Origin of the sequence: Anabaena sp. FACHB-595 (assembly GCF_048568275.1) — a bacterium.
Taxonomy (GTDB): Bacteria; Cyanobacteriota; Cyanobacteriia; order Cyanobacteriales; family Nostocaceae; genus Trichormus.
In genome coordinates this window covers 225,620-241,640 of the sequence record NZ_CP183473.1, presented here as the reverse complement: position 1 = coordinate 241,640, position 16,021 = coordinate 225,620, and the positions used below count along the sequence as shown (strand labels likewise).

Sequence of the window (16,021 nt, the reverse complement as noted above, 5' to 3'; positions counted from 1 at the left end):
TTGTCAGTTGTCAGTTGTCAGTCGCTATTTCATATTTTTTGCCACTGACTACTGACTACCGACTATTGACTACTATCATGCTTCTGTTTTTTCTACCAAGTCTTCTGGACGTGCGCCAGGGCGCGGTGCATTGGCGGGTAGGTCGTGGGGGTCAAGTACACCTTTGGGTAGGTAAACTAGTTCCCGGAGTGGTGTCACCATTGGGTCGTCGGTAACTTTGTAGGGGAGACGACCTAAAGCCACACTATCATAGTTGAGTTCGTGGCGATCGTAAGTTGCCAATTCGTACTCTTCTGTCATTGATAGACAGTTTGTCGGGCAGTACTCAACACAGTTACCGCAGAAAATACAGACCCCAAAATCGATACTATAGTGGTTAAGCTTTTTCTTCTTGGTAGCTTTGTCGAATTCCCAATCAACTACAGGTAAATTGATAGGACAAACCCTTACACAGACTTCACAAGCGATACACTTATCAAATTCGTAGTGAATCCGACCACGAAAGCGTTCACCAGGAATGAGTTTCTCATAAGGGTACTGTACGGTGACAGGACGGCGGCGCATATGGTCAAAAGTTACAGATAGCCCTTGACCAATATAACGACCTGCTTGTACTGCTTCTTTGGCGTAATCACCAACTTGCTTGAGGAACTTTAGCATTTTGTGTCTCTCTACTCTTTTGAGGTAATTGGTAATTGGTAACAGGTAATTGGTAATGATTTTTCCATTACCGATTACCGATTACCGATTACCCGCCGAAGGCGACGGGAAAAGCCAGTTTCAGGGCTGCGGTTAAAAGTAGGTTCACTAAACCAACTGGTAACAAAAACTTCCATCCTAAATCTAACAACTGGTCAATCCTTACCCTTGGTACTGTCCAACGCAAGAGGATGGCAATAAATACTAAAAAGTAAGCCTTGACTAAGGTCATGGTGATACCTAAGGCAGCGCTGACCACCTGTAATACAGGATTTGCTTCACTGACTCCCACCAAATTAGCTAAGACATTGATGGGAATGGGAAAATCCCAACCACCCAAGTACAATACTGCCACCAAAAGAGCCGACAGGATTAGGTTAACGTAGGAACTGAGGTAGAACAGCGCAAATTTCATCCCTGAGTATTCAGTTTGATAGCCTGCTACTAGTTCTTCTTCCGCTTCCGGTAAGTCGAAGGGCAAACGTTCGCATTCTGCAAGGGCGGCTATCCAAAAGATCATAAAACCAAGGGGTTGTCGCCAAATGTTCCAGCCCAGAATACCGTAGCCAGATTGTTGGTTAACAATATCTACAGTACTGAGGCTGTTAGACATCATAACGATCGCCAACACACTCAGCGCCAAGGGAATTTCGTAACTAATTGATTGTGCTGCTGCTCGCAAACCCCCTAGTAGGGAATACTTGTTATTGGAAGAGTAGCCAGCCATCAACAAGCCAATGGGTTGGATGCTAGATAAAGCAATCCACAGAAATATCCCTGTACCTACATTAGTAATGACAATATTCTGTCCGAAAGGAACAATCAAATAAGACAAAAATACTGGCAAGACTACAAGAATCGGGCCGAGAGTAAATAGCCAAGGGTCAGCCTGAGCCGGTACAATATCTTCTTTAAATACCAGCTTGAGACCATCGGCTACCGGAGCTAGCAAGCCCAAAGGCCCAATGTATTCAGGGCCAATCCGTTGCTGTGCGGCTGCCGAAATCTTCCGTTCTAGCCAAACACAAACCAGCACGCCCACCGTCGCCCCAATCAGCATCAGGATCATGGGCAGAGGCATCCAAATCGCTTTAGCCGTTCCGGGTGGGATTCCTAAATCGATTAGGGATTTAATAAACGTTCCTTGGAGGTCAATTCCTGAATTCATGTTTTCGCTCTTTAAGTCATCAAGTCATGGTGAAGCTCAAACATTAGTTAAACTAATACCTGCAACCACACCCATTAATATCTCTGCTGAGATGACACCTGATTGAAGATTTGTTGCCATTTCCCATGCCTAGTATATCGCCGGATGGTTTTAGGCTTTTGTAACTCTATGAGAACTTCTACTTATAGATAAGATTGAGTGGGACTATGGGGCTGGAGGAAGCATAGGGAGAAGAGAGGCAGAGAAGACCGAGGGTAATTGATTGTTGAACCTTCCTCCTCTGCTGCCTCTGAATCCTAATTTTTATCCCCGATTCCCAGGACTTCACAAAAGCATCAGAAAAACACCGCTTCCATTTTGGTAACGGTTATCAGATGGCTATTGATTGACTGATTCCCGACACTGGGGGCAAGTTAAGAAAAATCACAACTCTTTCCCTACTTGATACCTCTTATTCCCCAGCTTTTAACGTTGGTCAATGGGGGTGTAGGTAACACTGTGTTTGCCGTTGTAAACCTGGGTAGGACGGAAAATGCGGTTCTCTTCGAGTTGTTCTTTCCAGTGGGCTAACCAACCAGCAACACGAGCGATCGCAAAGATTGGTGTAAACAAGTCTGTAGGAATACCCATCTTCCGATACACTAAACCAGAGTAGAAGTCAACATTGGGATAAATCCCTTTATGACCAAGTTTCTCTTCGACTACCCGTTCCATTTCTTGGGCGATGTCGTAATACTTATCTGCGCCGAACTTGGCAAACAACTGTTCTGCGAGGCCTTGCAAAATTGTCGCCCGTGGGTCTTTAACTTTGTAGACACGATGTCCAAAGCCCATGAGCTTGTCTTTACGTTGCAACCTCTCCTCGACATAAGAACGCACATTCTCCACGGAACCAATCTCTTCCAACATCTGGATTACTTCTTCATTGGCTCCACCGTGTAAAGGCCCTCCTAAAGTCCCCACAGCGCTAGCAACCACCGCATACGGGTCAGTCAAGGTGGAAGCTGTTACCCTAGCACTAAAGGTGGAAGCATTCATCGTATGCTCGACATGGAGAATCAAGCAGATATCAAAGATTTTTGCCGCCAAAGCATCCGGTTCTTTCTCGTTGAGCATGTAGAGAAAATTGGCGGAATAATCTAAATCATCACGGGGCTTAACGGGGTCATTACCTTTCCGCATCAACTGGAATGCAGCTACCATCGTCGGAATAGTAGCTATTAGCCGCACTACAGCATCCCGAATATAGGCAGGATTGTGCAAATCTCGACGGGAGTAAAACAAGCCTAAAGCCGCCGCAGAGGCTTGGAGTGCATCCATTGGATGACCAGATTCGGGAAAGCACTTCATCATATCCCGAATCCGGTATTTAATCCGCCGATGAAGACGGACTTCCTCCTCAAATACTTGCAATTCTTCTTTTGTTGGCAACTCACCCCAGATTAAAAGATAAGCAGTCTCCAGAAAAGTACTTTGCTGGGCTAAATCCTCAATCCGGATGCCACGATATTCTAGTATTCCCTTTTGCCCATCTACATAACTGATACTCGATTGGGCGGCGGGAATGCCTTCTAAACCAGGCTTGTATTCGCACACCATCATGGCAACACCATTTGCTTAGTGAAATATCTGATCAAGCTAACTTACCAGAAATTATTGCCGCCATAACACTAGCCTAGCTCACAACAATTCTTGGCCGAACTAACGCAACGAGACTCTCCGCCTTAGGGGGGTAGAAGGGATTAAGAGTGCGGGAGTGTGAGGGTTGTGAATCCTGCACCTCTACAGCCCCAAACCCCAAACCCTCCAAAACCCTCGATTTTTCGTTTTCATGCGTCAGTCCTACTTAGGGTAAAAGTTGGAGAACAGTTATAGCAAGTACCTGGGTGGTGTCAACCAGAACATCTGACTACGACCCACAGGTGAACCTATTTCTGGTAGTTTTAATCCGATCATACCTGCTTTTTTCAGGACTAAGCTGTCTTTGGCTTCCCCCCATAGGAGAATTTCTGTCCAGTTACTTAAACAAGGCTCATGTCCCACGATCGCAATTTGGGCATTTTCAGGAAAATTTTTGGGTTTTAACCAATAATCCAGCCAATTAAAGATATTGCCATTGGGTGCAAGATGATTTGATTCTTCTAGCTGACAACTGAGTCCAGACGCTAAAAGAATTTCTGCTGTTTGGCGAGCGCGTATTAACGGGCTAGTGACAATTAAATCAAATTGCCGTCCCAATTTTACGAGACGGTAAGCAACTTTTTCAGTTTTTTGTTTTCCTTCCTGGGTAAGCTCACGCTCCTCATCTTTTATACCAGTTTTTTGTGCTTCAGCGATGCCATGACGAATTAGGTAAAGTTCCATATTTTTAGGTGTGAGCCATCGCCATAAATATCTTGTAATTCCTGATAAATACTAGTAGTTATATTTTACCTCAGCATACGTAATTACAACACCTGTGACTTTACTAATCTCTATCATGTATCATTTAAAATTTTATTTTTATTTCAGTATTAATACTAGATTTTCTGATATGTGAAGTAAAATTACCGTAAATATGTCATGTTCATAGCCAGTTTCTTCCCTTAAGCTCATGGCACAAAAATTCACAAAATTAAGTATAAACCCTCATGCGATTGCATATAATTCTTGGCCCAACTAGCGTAGGTAAGACAGATCGCTCCGTTGTTTTAGCCAAACAAACCAAAGCTCCAGTGATTGTACTAGATCGCATCCAGATTTATCAGGAAATAGCAACTGGTAGCGGTAGGCCACTGATTGATGAACTTGAGGGAACGACTCGAATATATCTTGAAGAACGTCAACTAGCTGACGGTAATTTGAATACACTTGAGTCGTTATCTTTGGCCTTGCAGCACATCGACCGGCTCTCGTCACAGCATAAATTGCTGATTCTGGAGGGAGGATCGATATCACTCTGCACAGCTTTATGGAAAAGTCGGATTCTAGAAAATTATCAAACCACTATTGAGTACGTGAAGGTCGAGAACGAGGAACTTTATCAAAGTCGATTGTGGAGGCGGATGCAGAATGCACTGATATCGAATCCCCGACGACCATCACTGATAGAAGAGCTGTCCAGGGTATGGCAAGATCCTCACAAACTGGCACTGGTACGAACAGTGGTTGGTTATGACGTATTGATACACTGGTGCCAAAAATATGGTCTCTCACCAGATCAGATGTGGAAGAGTTTTCAAGATAATTCGTTCTACATTAATCTGATGCAGGAAATGTTTTTAGCTTATATGCAGTACTCGCAAAACCAACGTCAAGCCTTTGATCAGCTTGCAGTCGAATATAAACAACAACAAGCCTTGCTTGCTAGCACTGTGACGCTTTAAATGGTGCTAAGACTTCCGTTTGCCCAAAGAACACAAATAAAAGAACAAAATTTTTATCGATTGCTAGTCAAAACCAATCAGACCCAAATTTTAACAATCAAAAATCAGAATTAAGGATTTCAGTCAGCCTTTCAGGGGTATAAAGGAGTAAGAGTTTTCAATATTGATACTCTTACTCCCTTACAGTTTCACTGCCTGTGCTATTCTTTGTCCTAGAGCTTGGCAGACTGTTGTTATCATTTCATTACAGAGACGAAAGTTTTGAGTGACCTGATATTGGATATGGGGAGGCAACACGGAGCGTCATCTGCATGACAAGCATCAGCGAAGATATTACTGACGGCAATCAAGCTGAAGCGGCACTGCGTGAAAGTGAAGCTAAATTCCGTTCGCTGATTCAAAATAGCTCTGACATCATTGGTATTTTTGAACCAGATGGAACTATTCGCTACGAAAGTCCATCTATTGAGCGAATTTTAGGATATAAACCAGAAGAACTAGTCGGGAAAAACGCTTTTGACTTTATTCATCCTGACGATATTACTAGTAATTCTCAGAGCTTTAATTACTTAATACAAAATTTAGGCGCAACTGTACTAGTAGAGTCACGTTTTCGGCGCAAAGATGGTTCATGGTGTTTTCTCGAATCAACTGGTAGTAATCTTCTGGCGGAGCCATCTGTGAAGGGTATAGTGATTAATTCTCGTGATATTACCGATCGCAAGTTAGCAGAAGAGCGATTAGTTCATGATGCCCTACATGATGTACTAACAGGGTTGCCAAATAGAGTCTTATTCATAGACCGCTTAAGACGTGCAGTTGAGTATGCAAAACGATATTCGGATCATCTGTTTGCTGTACTGTTTCTCGACTTGGATCGCTTCAAGTTTATCAACGACAGCTTGGGACACACAATTGGCGACCAATTACTGGTGATTATTGCTCAAAGGCTGATAGAGTGTCTGCGACCTACAGATATAGCTGCGCGTTTTGGCGGAGATGAGTTCATCATTCTGCTGGAAGGTATTCAAGACATTAGTGACACAGTGCGTGTCGTTGAGCGCATACAGGAGAAATTGTTAGTTCCGGTGGTTCTAAGTGGCCATGAAATTTTCACCACAGCTAGTATCGGCATTAGCTTGAGCGCCACTGGTTATGAGCAACCAGAAGACCTTTTACGTAACGCCGACATTGCTATGTACCGAGCTAAGGCGCGGGGTAAGGCGTGTTACGAAATATTTAATAGTGATATGCACGTTCAGATAGTGGAACGTTTGCAGTTAGAAAACGACTTACGCAGAGCAATTGAACGTCATGAGTTCCTAGTTTACTATCAGCCTATTGTGTCACTGACAACCGGGAGAATTACTGGTTTTGAAGCACTGGTACGTTGGCTACATCCAGAACAGGGAATTGTTTTCCCAGAGGAGTTTATGCCAATTGCCCAAGAAACCGGACTGATTATCCCGATTGATGCCTGGGTATTACGTGAGGCGTGTCGTCAGACAAGGCAGTGGCAGGAACAGATCCCCTCTCTATCAACGGATTTACATAAGCAGCCTCTGAGCATCAGTATCAATCTTTGTAGTTCCCGATTCAGCCAAAAAAAGCTGCTGGAGGACATTAATCAGGTACTACAAGACACTGGTTTAGATGCACAGAGTTTGAAATTGGAAATTACAGAAAGTGTAATTATGGAAAATGGGGAAAATGCTACTACTATGCTTAATCAACTGAGAAATTTAGGCATCGAATTAGCAATTGATGATTTCGGTACAGGATATTCCTCACTAGGTCGTCTCCATAATTTTCCGATTAATGGGTTGAAAATTGATCAGTCCTTTGTCAGTGGGAGAGGTGTAGAAGCAGGCAATTTACACATTGTGGAGACTATAGTTACCCTCTCTAGCAAACTGGGTGTGGATGTAACAGCCGAGGGGGTGGAAACACCAGCGCAATTACAAAGGCTCAGAGAGTTGAAATGTGAATATGGTCAGGGATACTTTTTCTCGGAACCATTGGATAGCGATTCAGCAAAGGCATTAATTATTAGCAATCCCCAATGGTAGGCGTGATTTTTAGGCGATCGCACTAAAACCATTATGCTAATGGGTTCTCTATTTGGTAAAAAGCTTCTACCGTTAGCACTCATCCAAATTATACGATTTATAGACAATTCTCAGGTAAGATCAATACTCTGATGACTGTGGATAGGGAGATATTCGCCTTGGCTACTCTTGGGGTAAACATAGACCATATCGCTACCATTCGACAAGCGCGGCGGACGGTGGAACCAGACCCTGTGGCGGCGGCGGTGCTGGCAGAATTAGGTGGTGCTGATGGCATCACAGTACATCTACGGGAAGACCGTAGGCATATCCAAGACCGGGATGTACAACTGTTGCGCCACACTGTGCGTACTCACCTGAATTTGGAAATGGCGGCTACAGATGAAATGGTGGGAATAGCCCTTGACATTAAACCCGATTATGTAACTCTCGTTCCCGAAAAACGGGAAGAAGTCACTACAGAAGGTGGTTTAGATATTGTTGGGCAAATTGCTAGAATAGGTGAGGTCGTCAGTAAATTGCAGAATGCTGCCATTCCTGTGAGCTTGTTTATTGATGCTGAACCATCACAAATAGAGGCATCTGTCAAGGTACAAGCAAAGTTTATTGAACTACACACTGGCAGGTATGCTGAGGCGACCGACGAGACTAGCCGTCAGCAAGAGCTAGCATTTTTAGCCGCAGGGTGTGAACAAGCGATTAAAGCCGGACTACGAGTCAACGCTGGTCATGGACTCACCTACTGGAACGTTTACCCCGTGGCTGCACTTCCAGGGATGGAAGAACTCAATATTGGTCACACCATTATCAGCCGAGCGGCTTTAGTCGGAATAGAAAGAGCTGTTCGGGAAATGAAACAGGCGATAAGAGGGGAGTAGGGATTAGGGAAGATATCAATAATTTAGCCTCTAATGCCTAATCTTTAGTTTCTAGGCTCTTGAGGGGATAGCTGCGTAATCTGGAAAATCTGTGGTAATTTAAGAGACTTCTATGAGCGCAACACAATCTAATGACCTTCCACTTTGGGTGCAGGACAGAGACCTGGTAATTGCTGAAAGTACTGATGTTCAATGGCGGTATCAGACTCCTCCAGACTATTCTCGCTCTAAAGAAAATCTTGCCAATGAAAGTACACGCAATCATCTAGAGGGTACACTGGAGGCGATCGTACAGAACTTAGTCAGAACCTTCGAGATGGAGGTATCTTTTAAGACTGATCCACAGCAATGGCTGTCAATTGTCAACGACCAGTTTCGCGTTAGTACTAATGGGGGAGCAGAATTCACAGCAGAAGATGTATCTGCCCAAGGTACTTACAATTTATTTATGGCGGATTCTGAACATTACAAAGCATCACAAGAAAGTTTTGAATCATCGGCTAAACTCTTCCATACAACATTTCCTCAAGGCTTTCCTTGGGAAGTACTGGAAGTCTACTCAGGGCCACCAACTGTAACATTCAAATGGCGACACTGGGGACATTTTCAAGGTGCTTACAAAGATTATGCACCAACTGGAGAGACAATCGAGATCATCGGCTTGAGCGTTGCTCATGTCACAGATGACTTAAAAATTATTTCTTTGGAACACTATTTCGACAACACGCTGTTCTTAGACAAGTTAACAGGTGGTGGTAAACAGGCAAATAGCAAACCCGCAGGAAAAGGTTGTCCTTTTGGTTCTTGGTTTAAAAAATCTCCCAAGAGTTAGGGTGTGAGGGTGTAAGGGTGTGAGGACAAGAAGGGTTGACCCCCATACCCCTACACCCCTATACCCCCAATACGGTAACCTAAAATTATTAGTAACCAGAGGATGAAAATGCAAACATATTATTACGTTTTGGCTAGCCGCCGCTTTTTGTTGCAAGAAGAACCTATAGAAGAAGTGCTGAAAGAACGCACTCGCCATTACCACGAACAAGAAAAAGAAATTGATTTTTGGTTAGTTCCCCAACCAGCATTTTTAGAAGCGCCAGAATTCGCAGATATTAAAGCAAAGTGTCCTCAGCCAGCAGCAGCTATTATCTCTACTAATTCCCAATTTATTACTTGGCTGAAACTGCGGCTAGAGTATGTTGTTACAGGTGAGTTTTCGGCTCCTTCGGAAACAATTCCTAATCCTTTGGCATCTTTAGCCACAGCATCTTAGTTATTAGTCAAAAGTCAACGGTCAAAAGTGAGATAGTGCGATTCTGTTGTCTTGGCTCCTCGTTTGCGGTAGCGTCTCGGCAGGAGAAAGGTTTCTGGTAGAGTACTCTTAAGGGTCAACAGTTTTGAAATATGGACTTTTGACTTTTGACTATGGACTATTGACTAATAACTACATAGAATCTTTTAAAGAATTGATTTATTTATATATTCGTAATTCTGTGCAGAAATTTGCAACTTTACCTAGTGTATTAGGATTGGCGATCGCTGGTGCGGGATTGATGGGTAGCATAACTTCTGCAAACGCCCAATCTATCCCTGTTTGCCAACCCCCTAGCGCCGGCGAGTATCTATTACTGGTAGTCAGTCCGACGGTGGAAAATCGCACACAGTTACGGAATGCTTTACCGAACGAAATTAAAACTACTACCTGCCAATATCTGAATGATACGGTAACGCGGATAGGCGGGTTTAAAAAAATCGATGATGCTAACCGTTGGGCTAGATATATCAACACCATAGTTGGACTATCTGCCATTATTACTACACGACCAGGACAAGCACCAACTCCTCAACAGCCCACACCTCCCAGGATTACTTATAATCCCCAAGCCTTAGGTCAAGGATATGCTGTATTGGTGGACTATTTCAACCGTCCAGAATTAGTCAGTAGTGTACAACAGGCTGTAGGCGGTAATGTAGGTTTGGTCTCCTATGGACAACGCCCTTTCCTCTTGGCAGTTTATACCACTAACCAACAAGAAGCCTACAACACATTGCAAAGGCTGAATGAGCGTGGTTTCTTTGCTGTGTTGGTAGATAGTCGTAATGTAGTGTTACTGCGATCGGTTGTGAGGTGATAGCCATTTAACCGTTGACTATGGACTATTAACTATAAATAAAGCCCTCGCTAGCCAGGAAATAGTTACACCCAAAGCTGAACCTGCTATCACTTGCACGGGTGTGTGTCCTAACAATTCTTTAAGCCTGTCTTGGCTAAAGTCTGGCTTTTCATGAAATAACTCATCAATCATTTGATTGAGAATACGAGCTTGCTTACCCGCAGCTTGGCGCACTCCTGCTGCATCGTACATGACAATGATGGCGAAAACAGTAGCCAAAGCAAAGTCAGGTGACGCCCAGCCAAGAGTTTGTCCGACACCTGCGGCTAGAGATGTTACCAACGCTGAGTGGGCGCTTGGCATACCGCCTGTGGTCACTAAAACGCGCACATTCAATTTACGATTTTTAATTAGCTCAACAAATAGCTTTAAAGCTTGAGCGACAAAACAAGCTACCAGAGCAACCAGCAGCACCCGGTTGTCTAAAATTTCGCCTATGTCCTGCATGGTGTTTTGGTTTGGTTGGTCAATATTAGCAGTAGTTATTAGTTGTTAGTTGTCGGTTGTCAGTGGTAATTATTTTTACTGTATTCCGCCTGTATATACTTGGGAGTCAACACAACAACTGGATGTTTGATTAGTGATTACGACTAGTGATGAAGTGAGCGATCGCTTTCAGGGGCTGTGCATCTTCTCCAAATGGTTCTAGTTCTGTACAAGCTGCCTCAATTAGCTGTTGGGCTTTGACGCGCGATTGTTCAATTCCCCACAGGCTAGGATAGGTAACTTTCTTCGCTAAAAGGTCTTTACCCGCAGTCTTGCCTAATTGCTCTTGAGTAGAAGTGATATCAAGAATATCATCAATGATTTGAAATGCTAGCCCAATATTTTGAGAATATCGTGAGAGTCTTTGTACATTTTCTGATGATGCCCCAGCTAAAATGCCGCCACAGACTACACAAGCTTCTAAAAGAGCTGCTGTTTTGTGATTATGAATAAAATTGAGTGTTTCTAAGGAAGTATCTGATTTTCCTTCTGAGTCTAAGTCAACCACTTGACCCCCAACCAAGCCAGCAGCTCCCAATGCTCGTCCTAAACGGGCTACTACCTGCAATACTCGGTCTCTAGGTACGCTTTCAGGAGTACGGATAGCTACGAACTCAAAAGCGTAGGCTAATAAGCCATCTCCCGCCAAAATCGCAATATCTTCACCATATACCTTGTGATTCGTCAGCATACCGCGACGATAATCGTCGTTATCCATTGCTGGCAAGTCGTCGTGAATCAAAGACATGGTGTGGATCATTTCTACAGCACAAGCTGTTGGCATAGCTATTTCGATTGTCCCACCCATCATTTCCGAGGTAGCCAGACAAAGAATCGGACGCAGGCGCTTACCTCCAGCTAATAGAGAGTAGCGCATTGATTCATAAATTTTTTCTGGATAAATAATAGGTATGGCTGCATCCAAAGCAGCTTCACAAAGTTTTTGCCGCTCTTTAAGATAAGCTACTAGATTAAATTTGGCTTCCTCTGACATCTTCCGGAGGTTATCAGCTGCTACCATTCTTGGATTTCCTTAAATTTTTTGTTTTTGGCTGTTTGTCATACACGTCACAATTTTAAGATGCTCTGGAGCTGAAAGATTAACTCATACTTCAGTAATCATCAAAGATGGATGATAAATGATGATTTATGTTACGATTTGTAATTTTTCATTTAACATCCAAGGCTCCGCTTTCTTTTGCTGTTTGTAAATAGCTGGTGACTGTATTTTGTAATAACAAAGCCACAGTCATAGGGCCAATACCACCGGGAACCGGGGTGATATATTCTGCCACACCAGCAATTGATGCAAAATTAATATCGCCTACTAAGCGACTTTTGCCATGAGCATCACTCACGCGATTTATCCCCACATCTACCACAACAGCGCCTGGTTTCACCATGTCAGCAGTAATTAATCCTGGCAACCCGGCAGCAGCAATGAGAATGTCGGCATTTTGAGTGATGGATTTTAGGTCTTGCGATCGCGAGTGGGCAATAGTCACGGTGGCATCAGCTTCTAGGAGCATCAAAGCCATTGGCTTCCCTACCAAAATACTCCGTCCCACCACCACAGCTTGCTTTCCTCGCAAAGAAATTTCATATTCTGCCAATAGGCGCATGACTCCAGCAGGGGTGCAACTGCGTAAACCCTTTTCCCCACGCACCAACCGCCCTAAATTAACTGGGTGGAGTCCATCAGCATCTTTATCCGGTTCTATTTGATGCAGCAGTTTCACCGCATCTAAATGTTCAGGTAAGGGCAATTGTACGAGAATGCCATCTACCTGTTCGTCTTGGTTGAGTGCAGCAATCACATCCTCTAATTCTGTTTGGGTGGTTTCTTGGGGAAAATGCTTGCCAAAAGAAGCAATACCCACTTTGGCGCAGGATTTTTCCTTGTTACGCACATAGGCTGCTGAGGCTGGGTTATCTCCAACCATCAATACTGCTAACCCAGGAGGACGACCAATTTTAGCTTGTGCGTCTATGATTTGAGCAGTCAGTTCTTTTTGAATTTTCTCAGCTAAAGTTTTACCATCAAGAATTTTGGCAGTTTTTGTTTCCATGAGAATTCCCAGACGATGCGCTTAGGTGCAAATTTTATTTGTCAGCAGTAATTATGATGGTTGGCGTTACCATCTGATGCCGTAGCGTCTTTTTTACCACTAGACTATATTGTTTATTTTCTCATATCAGGGAGTGGGAAGAGGTAGGGGTTTAGGGGTGTAAGGGTGTAGGGGAAAAATAATGACAACTGACAACTGACTAATGACTAATTAGTAAATTTTATGCGGCAAACGAAAAAAATTCACAGTCTGGGATTGATGTTTCCATTGCTAATAGGGGTATTTAGTTGCGCGTCGGTGAATGTATCGGAATGGAAGGACGGTAACATTAGCTTTGGTCGCAATATCACCCCAATTCGCAATATAAAATCAACACAAGATCAACAAGCGAAAGTTTACATCCAAGGTCAGGTGGAAAAACAGGTTCCCTTATTGCAACGATGGGTGTATAAAATTAATGATTCTACTGGCACAATCTGGGTATTGACTAAGCAGAATAATCTCAAACCTGGAGAGTCGGTAGTATTTAAAGGTAAAGTACAGTACAAAAGCATTCCCATAGCTGGCGAAGAGTTTGGGGAACTTTATCTGGTGGAAGAGTAATACTGGTAACAGAAACTTCCAAGATAATTTTATGAGTAAGCAACCTATACACGTAGCGATCGCCATCCTCTACCAAGATAATAAATTTCTTATGCAGTTACGGGATGATGTACCTAATATTCCCTACCCTGCTCACTGGGCGCTGTTTGGCGGTCATATTGAACCCGGTGAAACACCAGATATAGCAGTACAGCGAGAAGTTTTAGAAGAAATCGGCTACATTCTCCCACCTTTTTTTGAATTCGGTTGTTATGCTGACGATGCAGTAGTGCGTCATGTCTTCCATGCGCCGTTATTATTAGAATTTAATCAACTGGTGTTAAATGAAGGTTGGGATATGGGCTTATTGACACCAGAAGATATTCGTAAAGGTAAATTTTATTCGGCAAACGCAGGTGGAGAGAAACCGCTAGGAGCAATACCGCAGCAGATTTTATTAGAATTCATGGAAAAGGATCTAGTTATTAGTTAATTGTCAGTTGTCAGTTGTTATTAGTTCTTTCCCAATCCCCAATCCCCAGTCCCCCGTTCCCTGGAGTCTTCGCTCATGCAGTCAGTAAATAAATTTCCCCGATGGTTAACTATTGGTTTGGCGTTTCCTGTCGCCATTCTCAACGGTTGGCTGTTGCTTCAGGTTGTGCAGTATTTTCAACCTTTGGTGAATGTTTTTGCAGCTGCTGTTTTGCTGGCTTTTGTTTTGAACTACCCAATCCAATTTTTCCAAGAACGGGGTGTAAAACGCAACTTGGCTATTGGCAGTGTATTGCTGTTAGCTGTAGTGATTTTAGTCGGTTTAGGCGTGACTTTAGTCCCCCTCATCATAGAACAGATCAATGAACTGGTGAATATTCTGCCCTATTGGATTGATTCTGGGGGTCAACAGATTGACGCATTCCAAAAATGGGCAGCTACCCAACAGTTACCTGTAAATTTAAGTGGTTTAGTGACGCAGCTTTTAGAGAAGGTGTCCAGCCAATTACAGTCTGTGACGGGGAAAATCCTGAGTTTTGCTTTTGATACGATTGGTGTTGTGGTCAATGTGCTGCTGACGGTGGTATTGACTATCTATATGGTATTAAATGGCGATCGCCTTTGGGATGGTCTTTATCAATGGTTTCCTACCCATATTGGTTCTAAGGTGCGGCAAATATTGCGTGAGGACTTTCACAATTACTTTATTGGACAAGCTACCTTAGGGGCTATACTGGGGCTGACTATTACGTTGGCATTTGTAACGCTGCGAGTACCGTTGGCTTTACTTTTTGGTTTGGCAATTGGTTTATTTTCTCTTTTCCCCTTTGGTACAGGTATCGGTATCTCTATAGTTAGTCTATTGGTGGCGCTACAAAACTTTTGGTTAGGAGTGGAAGTTTTAGGTGTAGCTGTTGCCATTGACCAAGTAAATTCTAATTTTATTGCACCAAGAATTCTGGGTAATTTAACTGGTTTAAATCCTGTTTGGGTAGTTATTTCTTTGCTGCTAGGTGCTAAATTAGGCGGTGTCTTAGGTTTATTAATTGCCATTCCTACAGCTAGTTTCATTAAGGATATCGCTGACAGTTGGCGTTCGGGAGAATTAAACGCGATAAATGCCCTGGATGTAGAACCTAGAAAAGTAGAAATTGATGTTAACGTTTCTTCAATAGAATTATTCACAAAAAAAGAATGATATTTGGTAATAGGAAAAATAATCAAATATTGATTAGTATCCATTACCAAATATATATTAGTTACAGGTGAGATTTTTTCATGAGTTTTGACTTTCTTTTCCCTAAAACAACAAACCCAAAAGTCAACAGAGTCCCACCTAAAGTTGCAGGCTCAGGTATTTGTGAATAAGTTACAGTGCCAAAGCCAATTTCTGTGTTGCTGGAAGTGCCGGAAAGGATTGTAAAGTTATTATCAACGATTTCGTAAACTATTGGTTCAGCCGGATTAGTTTTATCATAAAATGAATAGCTTAACCCGATAGTTGGCTTTCCTGTTAAGTATTTAGTTGAGAGTACTACGGGAAAGAATGGGTAAGCGATCGCATCTTTTTCGGTGTAAATGGTAGAGTCACCATCAAATTGGAAAGAGAGTGACTGTACTAGAGCTTCAGGAATGCTGTCATTACTGAAAGTTGAATCATCAAAACTAAAAAAGCCCTTGCCTTTATTGGCGGGACTATCAATGGTAAAAGCGTAATTAACAATTGCCGCAGATGCAATTTGTGTGCCTATAGTAGCAATACCTATTGTCAGGCTAGCAGCCGTAAGGGCTAATTTTGGCAATAATTTCATATCTGGGTTCCTCCTGATAAATATATGTCAGCAATGCAGATTCCAAAGTTGATTAATCAGCTAAATTAGACTGCATTACTTTCTTGAATATTGTTTCGATGCTGATGCTTTACGATGAATCAAAGAAACAATTTACTAATTGATAGATATGTAGATATTTTTGAATTTTAAGGTTAAGTAAACTTTAATTTAAGGTGAAAAACAACACCTAATTATCTTTAATTAATATAT

General features: G+C 42.8%; 17 protein-coding genes. 9 read left to right on the top strand and 8 right to left on the bottom strand.

The window, feature by feature from the left end; genetic code table 11:
* Positions 1-75: 75 nt before the first annotated feature.
* The 4 genes from ndhI to sixA all read right to left on the bottom strand — a co-directional run bounded on the left by ndhI (position 76) and on the right by sixA (position 4,231).
* Positions 76-660, bottom strand: coding sequence for an NAD(P)H-quinone oxidoreductase subunit I (gene ndhI / locus ACN222_RS01125; protein WP_010994401.1), 585 nt, complete (start codon positions 658-660; stop codon positions 76-78).
* Positions 661-748: 88 nt separating this feature from the next.
* The gene (gene nuoH, locus ACN222_RS01120; protein WP_096637225.1) at positions 749-1,867 is read right to left on the bottom strand and encodes an NADH-quinone oxidoreductase subunit NuoH; all 1,119 of its coding nucleotides are present in this window, start codon (positions 1,865-1,867) and stop codon (positions 749-751) included.
* 465 nt (positions 1,868-2,332) lie between these two features.
* Positions 2,333-3,469, bottom strand: coding sequence for a citrate synthase (locus tag ACN222_RS01115; RefSeq protein ID WP_010994399.1), 1,137 nt, complete (start codon positions 3,467-3,469; stop codon positions 2,333-2,335).
* A 267-nt stretch (positions 3,470-3,736) separates the two neighbouring features.
* Entirely contained in the window at positions 3,737-4,231 is a 495-nt protein-coding gene (gene sixA / locus ACN222_RS01110) for a phosphohistidine phosphatase SixA (protein ID WP_010994398.1), read from the bottom strand.
* Positions 4,232-4,497: 266 nt separating this feature from the next.
* On the opposite strand from sixA, the gene ACN222_RS01105 reads away from it, so the two are divergent.
* The 6 genes from ACN222_RS01105 to ACN222_RS01080 all read left to right on the top strand — a co-directional run bounded on the left by ACN222_RS01105 (position 4,498) and on the right by ACN222_RS01080 (position 10,308).
* Complete coding sequence (locus tag ACN222_RS01105) at positions 4,498-5,232, top strand: isopentenyl transferase family protein (RefSeq protein ID WP_010994397.1); 735 nt, start codon at positions 4,498-4,500, stop codon at positions 5,230-5,232.
* Between the two features lie 311 nt (positions 5,233-5,543).
* Positions 5,544-7,301, top strand: a complete 1,758-nt coding sequence (locus ACN222_RS01100; RefSeq protein ID WP_010994396.1) for a putative bifunctional diguanylate cyclase/phosphodiesterase — start codon at positions 5,544-5,546, stop codon at positions 7,299-7,301.
* 158 nt (positions 7,302-7,459) lie between these two features.
* Positions 7,460-8,179: a pyridoxine 5'-phosphate synthase gene (locus ACN222_RS01095; RefSeq protein ID WP_010994395.1), complete on the top strand. Its 720-nt coding sequence runs from the start codon at positions 7,460-7,462 to the stop codon at positions 8,177-8,179.
* Positions 8,180-8,291: 112 nt separating this feature from the next.
* Positions 8,292-9,011 (top strand): hypothetical protein, encoded by a 720-nt coding sequence (locus ACN222_RS01090; RefSeq protein WP_010994394.1) that lies wholly within the window; start codon positions 8,292-8,294, stop codon positions 9,009-9,011.
* Between the two features lie 108 nt (positions 9,012-9,119).
* A complete protein-coding gene (locus ACN222_RS01085; protein ID WP_044522660.1) occupies positions 9,120-9,449 on the top strand; it encodes an MgPME-cyclase complex family protein in 330 nt (109 codons plus the stop codon).
* A gap of 220 nt (positions 9,450-9,669) precedes the next feature.
* Positions 9,670-10,308 carry a hypothetical protein gene (locus tag ACN222_RS01080; protein ID WP_010994392.1) on the top strand — a complete coding sequence of 213 codons (639 nt, stop codon included), beginning with the start codon at positions 9,670-9,672 and terminating at the stop codon, positions 10,306-10,308.
* Positions 10,309-10,326: 18 nt separating this feature from the next.
* Here the strand turns inward: ACN222_RS01080 and ACN222_RS01075 are convergent, their stop codons facing one another.
* The 3 genes from ACN222_RS01075 to folD all read right to left on the bottom strand — a co-directional run bounded on the left by ACN222_RS01075 (position 10,327) and on the right by folD (position 12,905).
* Complete coding sequence (locus tag ACN222_RS01075) at positions 10,327-10,797, bottom strand: divergent PAP2 family protein (RefSeq protein WP_010994391.1); 471 nt, start codon at positions 10,795-10,797, stop codon at positions 10,327-10,329.
* A 130-nt stretch (positions 10,798-10,927) separates the two neighbouring features.
* Entirely contained in the window at positions 10,928-11,857 is a 930-nt protein-coding gene (gene crtE / locus ACN222_RS01070; protein WP_010994390.1) for a geranylgeranyl diphosphate synthase CrtE, read from the bottom strand.
* A 148-nt stretch (positions 11,858-12,005) separates the two neighbouring features.
* Positions 12,006-12,905 (bottom strand): bifunctional methylenetetrahydrofolate dehydrogenase/methenyltetrahydrofolate cyclohydrolase FolD, encoded by a 900-nt coding sequence (folD, locus tag ACN222_RS01065; RefSeq protein ID WP_010994389.1) that lies wholly within the window; start codon positions 12,903-12,905, stop codon positions 12,006-12,008.
* Between the two features lie 222 nt (positions 12,906-13,127).
* Between folD and ACN222_RS01060 the strand changes: the two genes are divergently transcribed.
* The 3 genes from ACN222_RS01060 (at position 13,128) to ACN222_RS01050 (ending at position 15,177) form a co-directional block, all read left to right on the top strand.
* Positions 13,128-13,508, top strand: coding sequence for a hypothetical protein (locus ACN222_RS01060; RefSeq protein ID WP_096637224.1), 381 nt, complete (start codon positions 13,128-13,130; stop codon positions 13,506-13,508).
* Between the two features lie 31 nt (positions 13,509-13,539).
* The gene (locus ACN222_RS01055) at positions 13,540-13,980 is read left to right on the top strand and encodes an NUDIX hydrolase (RefSeq protein WP_010994387.1); all 441 of its coding nucleotides are present in this window, start codon (positions 13,540-13,542) and stop codon (positions 13,978-13,980) included.
* 75 nt (positions 13,981-14,055) lie between these two features.
* On the top strand, positions 14,056-15,177 hold the full coding sequence (locus ACN222_RS01050) for an AI-2E family transporter (protein ID WP_010994386.1): 1,122 nt from the start codon (positions 14,056-14,058) through the stop codon (positions 15,175-15,177).
* Positions 15,178-15,238: 61 nt separating this feature from the next.
* Here ACN222_RS01050 and ACN222_RS01045 read toward each other — a convergent pair whose 3' ends face one another.
* Positions 15,239-15,790 carry a PEP-CTERM sorting domain-containing protein gene (locus ACN222_RS01045; RefSeq protein WP_010994385.1) on the bottom strand — a complete coding sequence of 184 codons (552 nt, stop codon included), beginning with the start codon at positions 15,788-15,790 and terminating at the stop codon, positions 15,239-15,241.
* Positions 15,791-16,021: the final 231 nt, after the last annotated feature.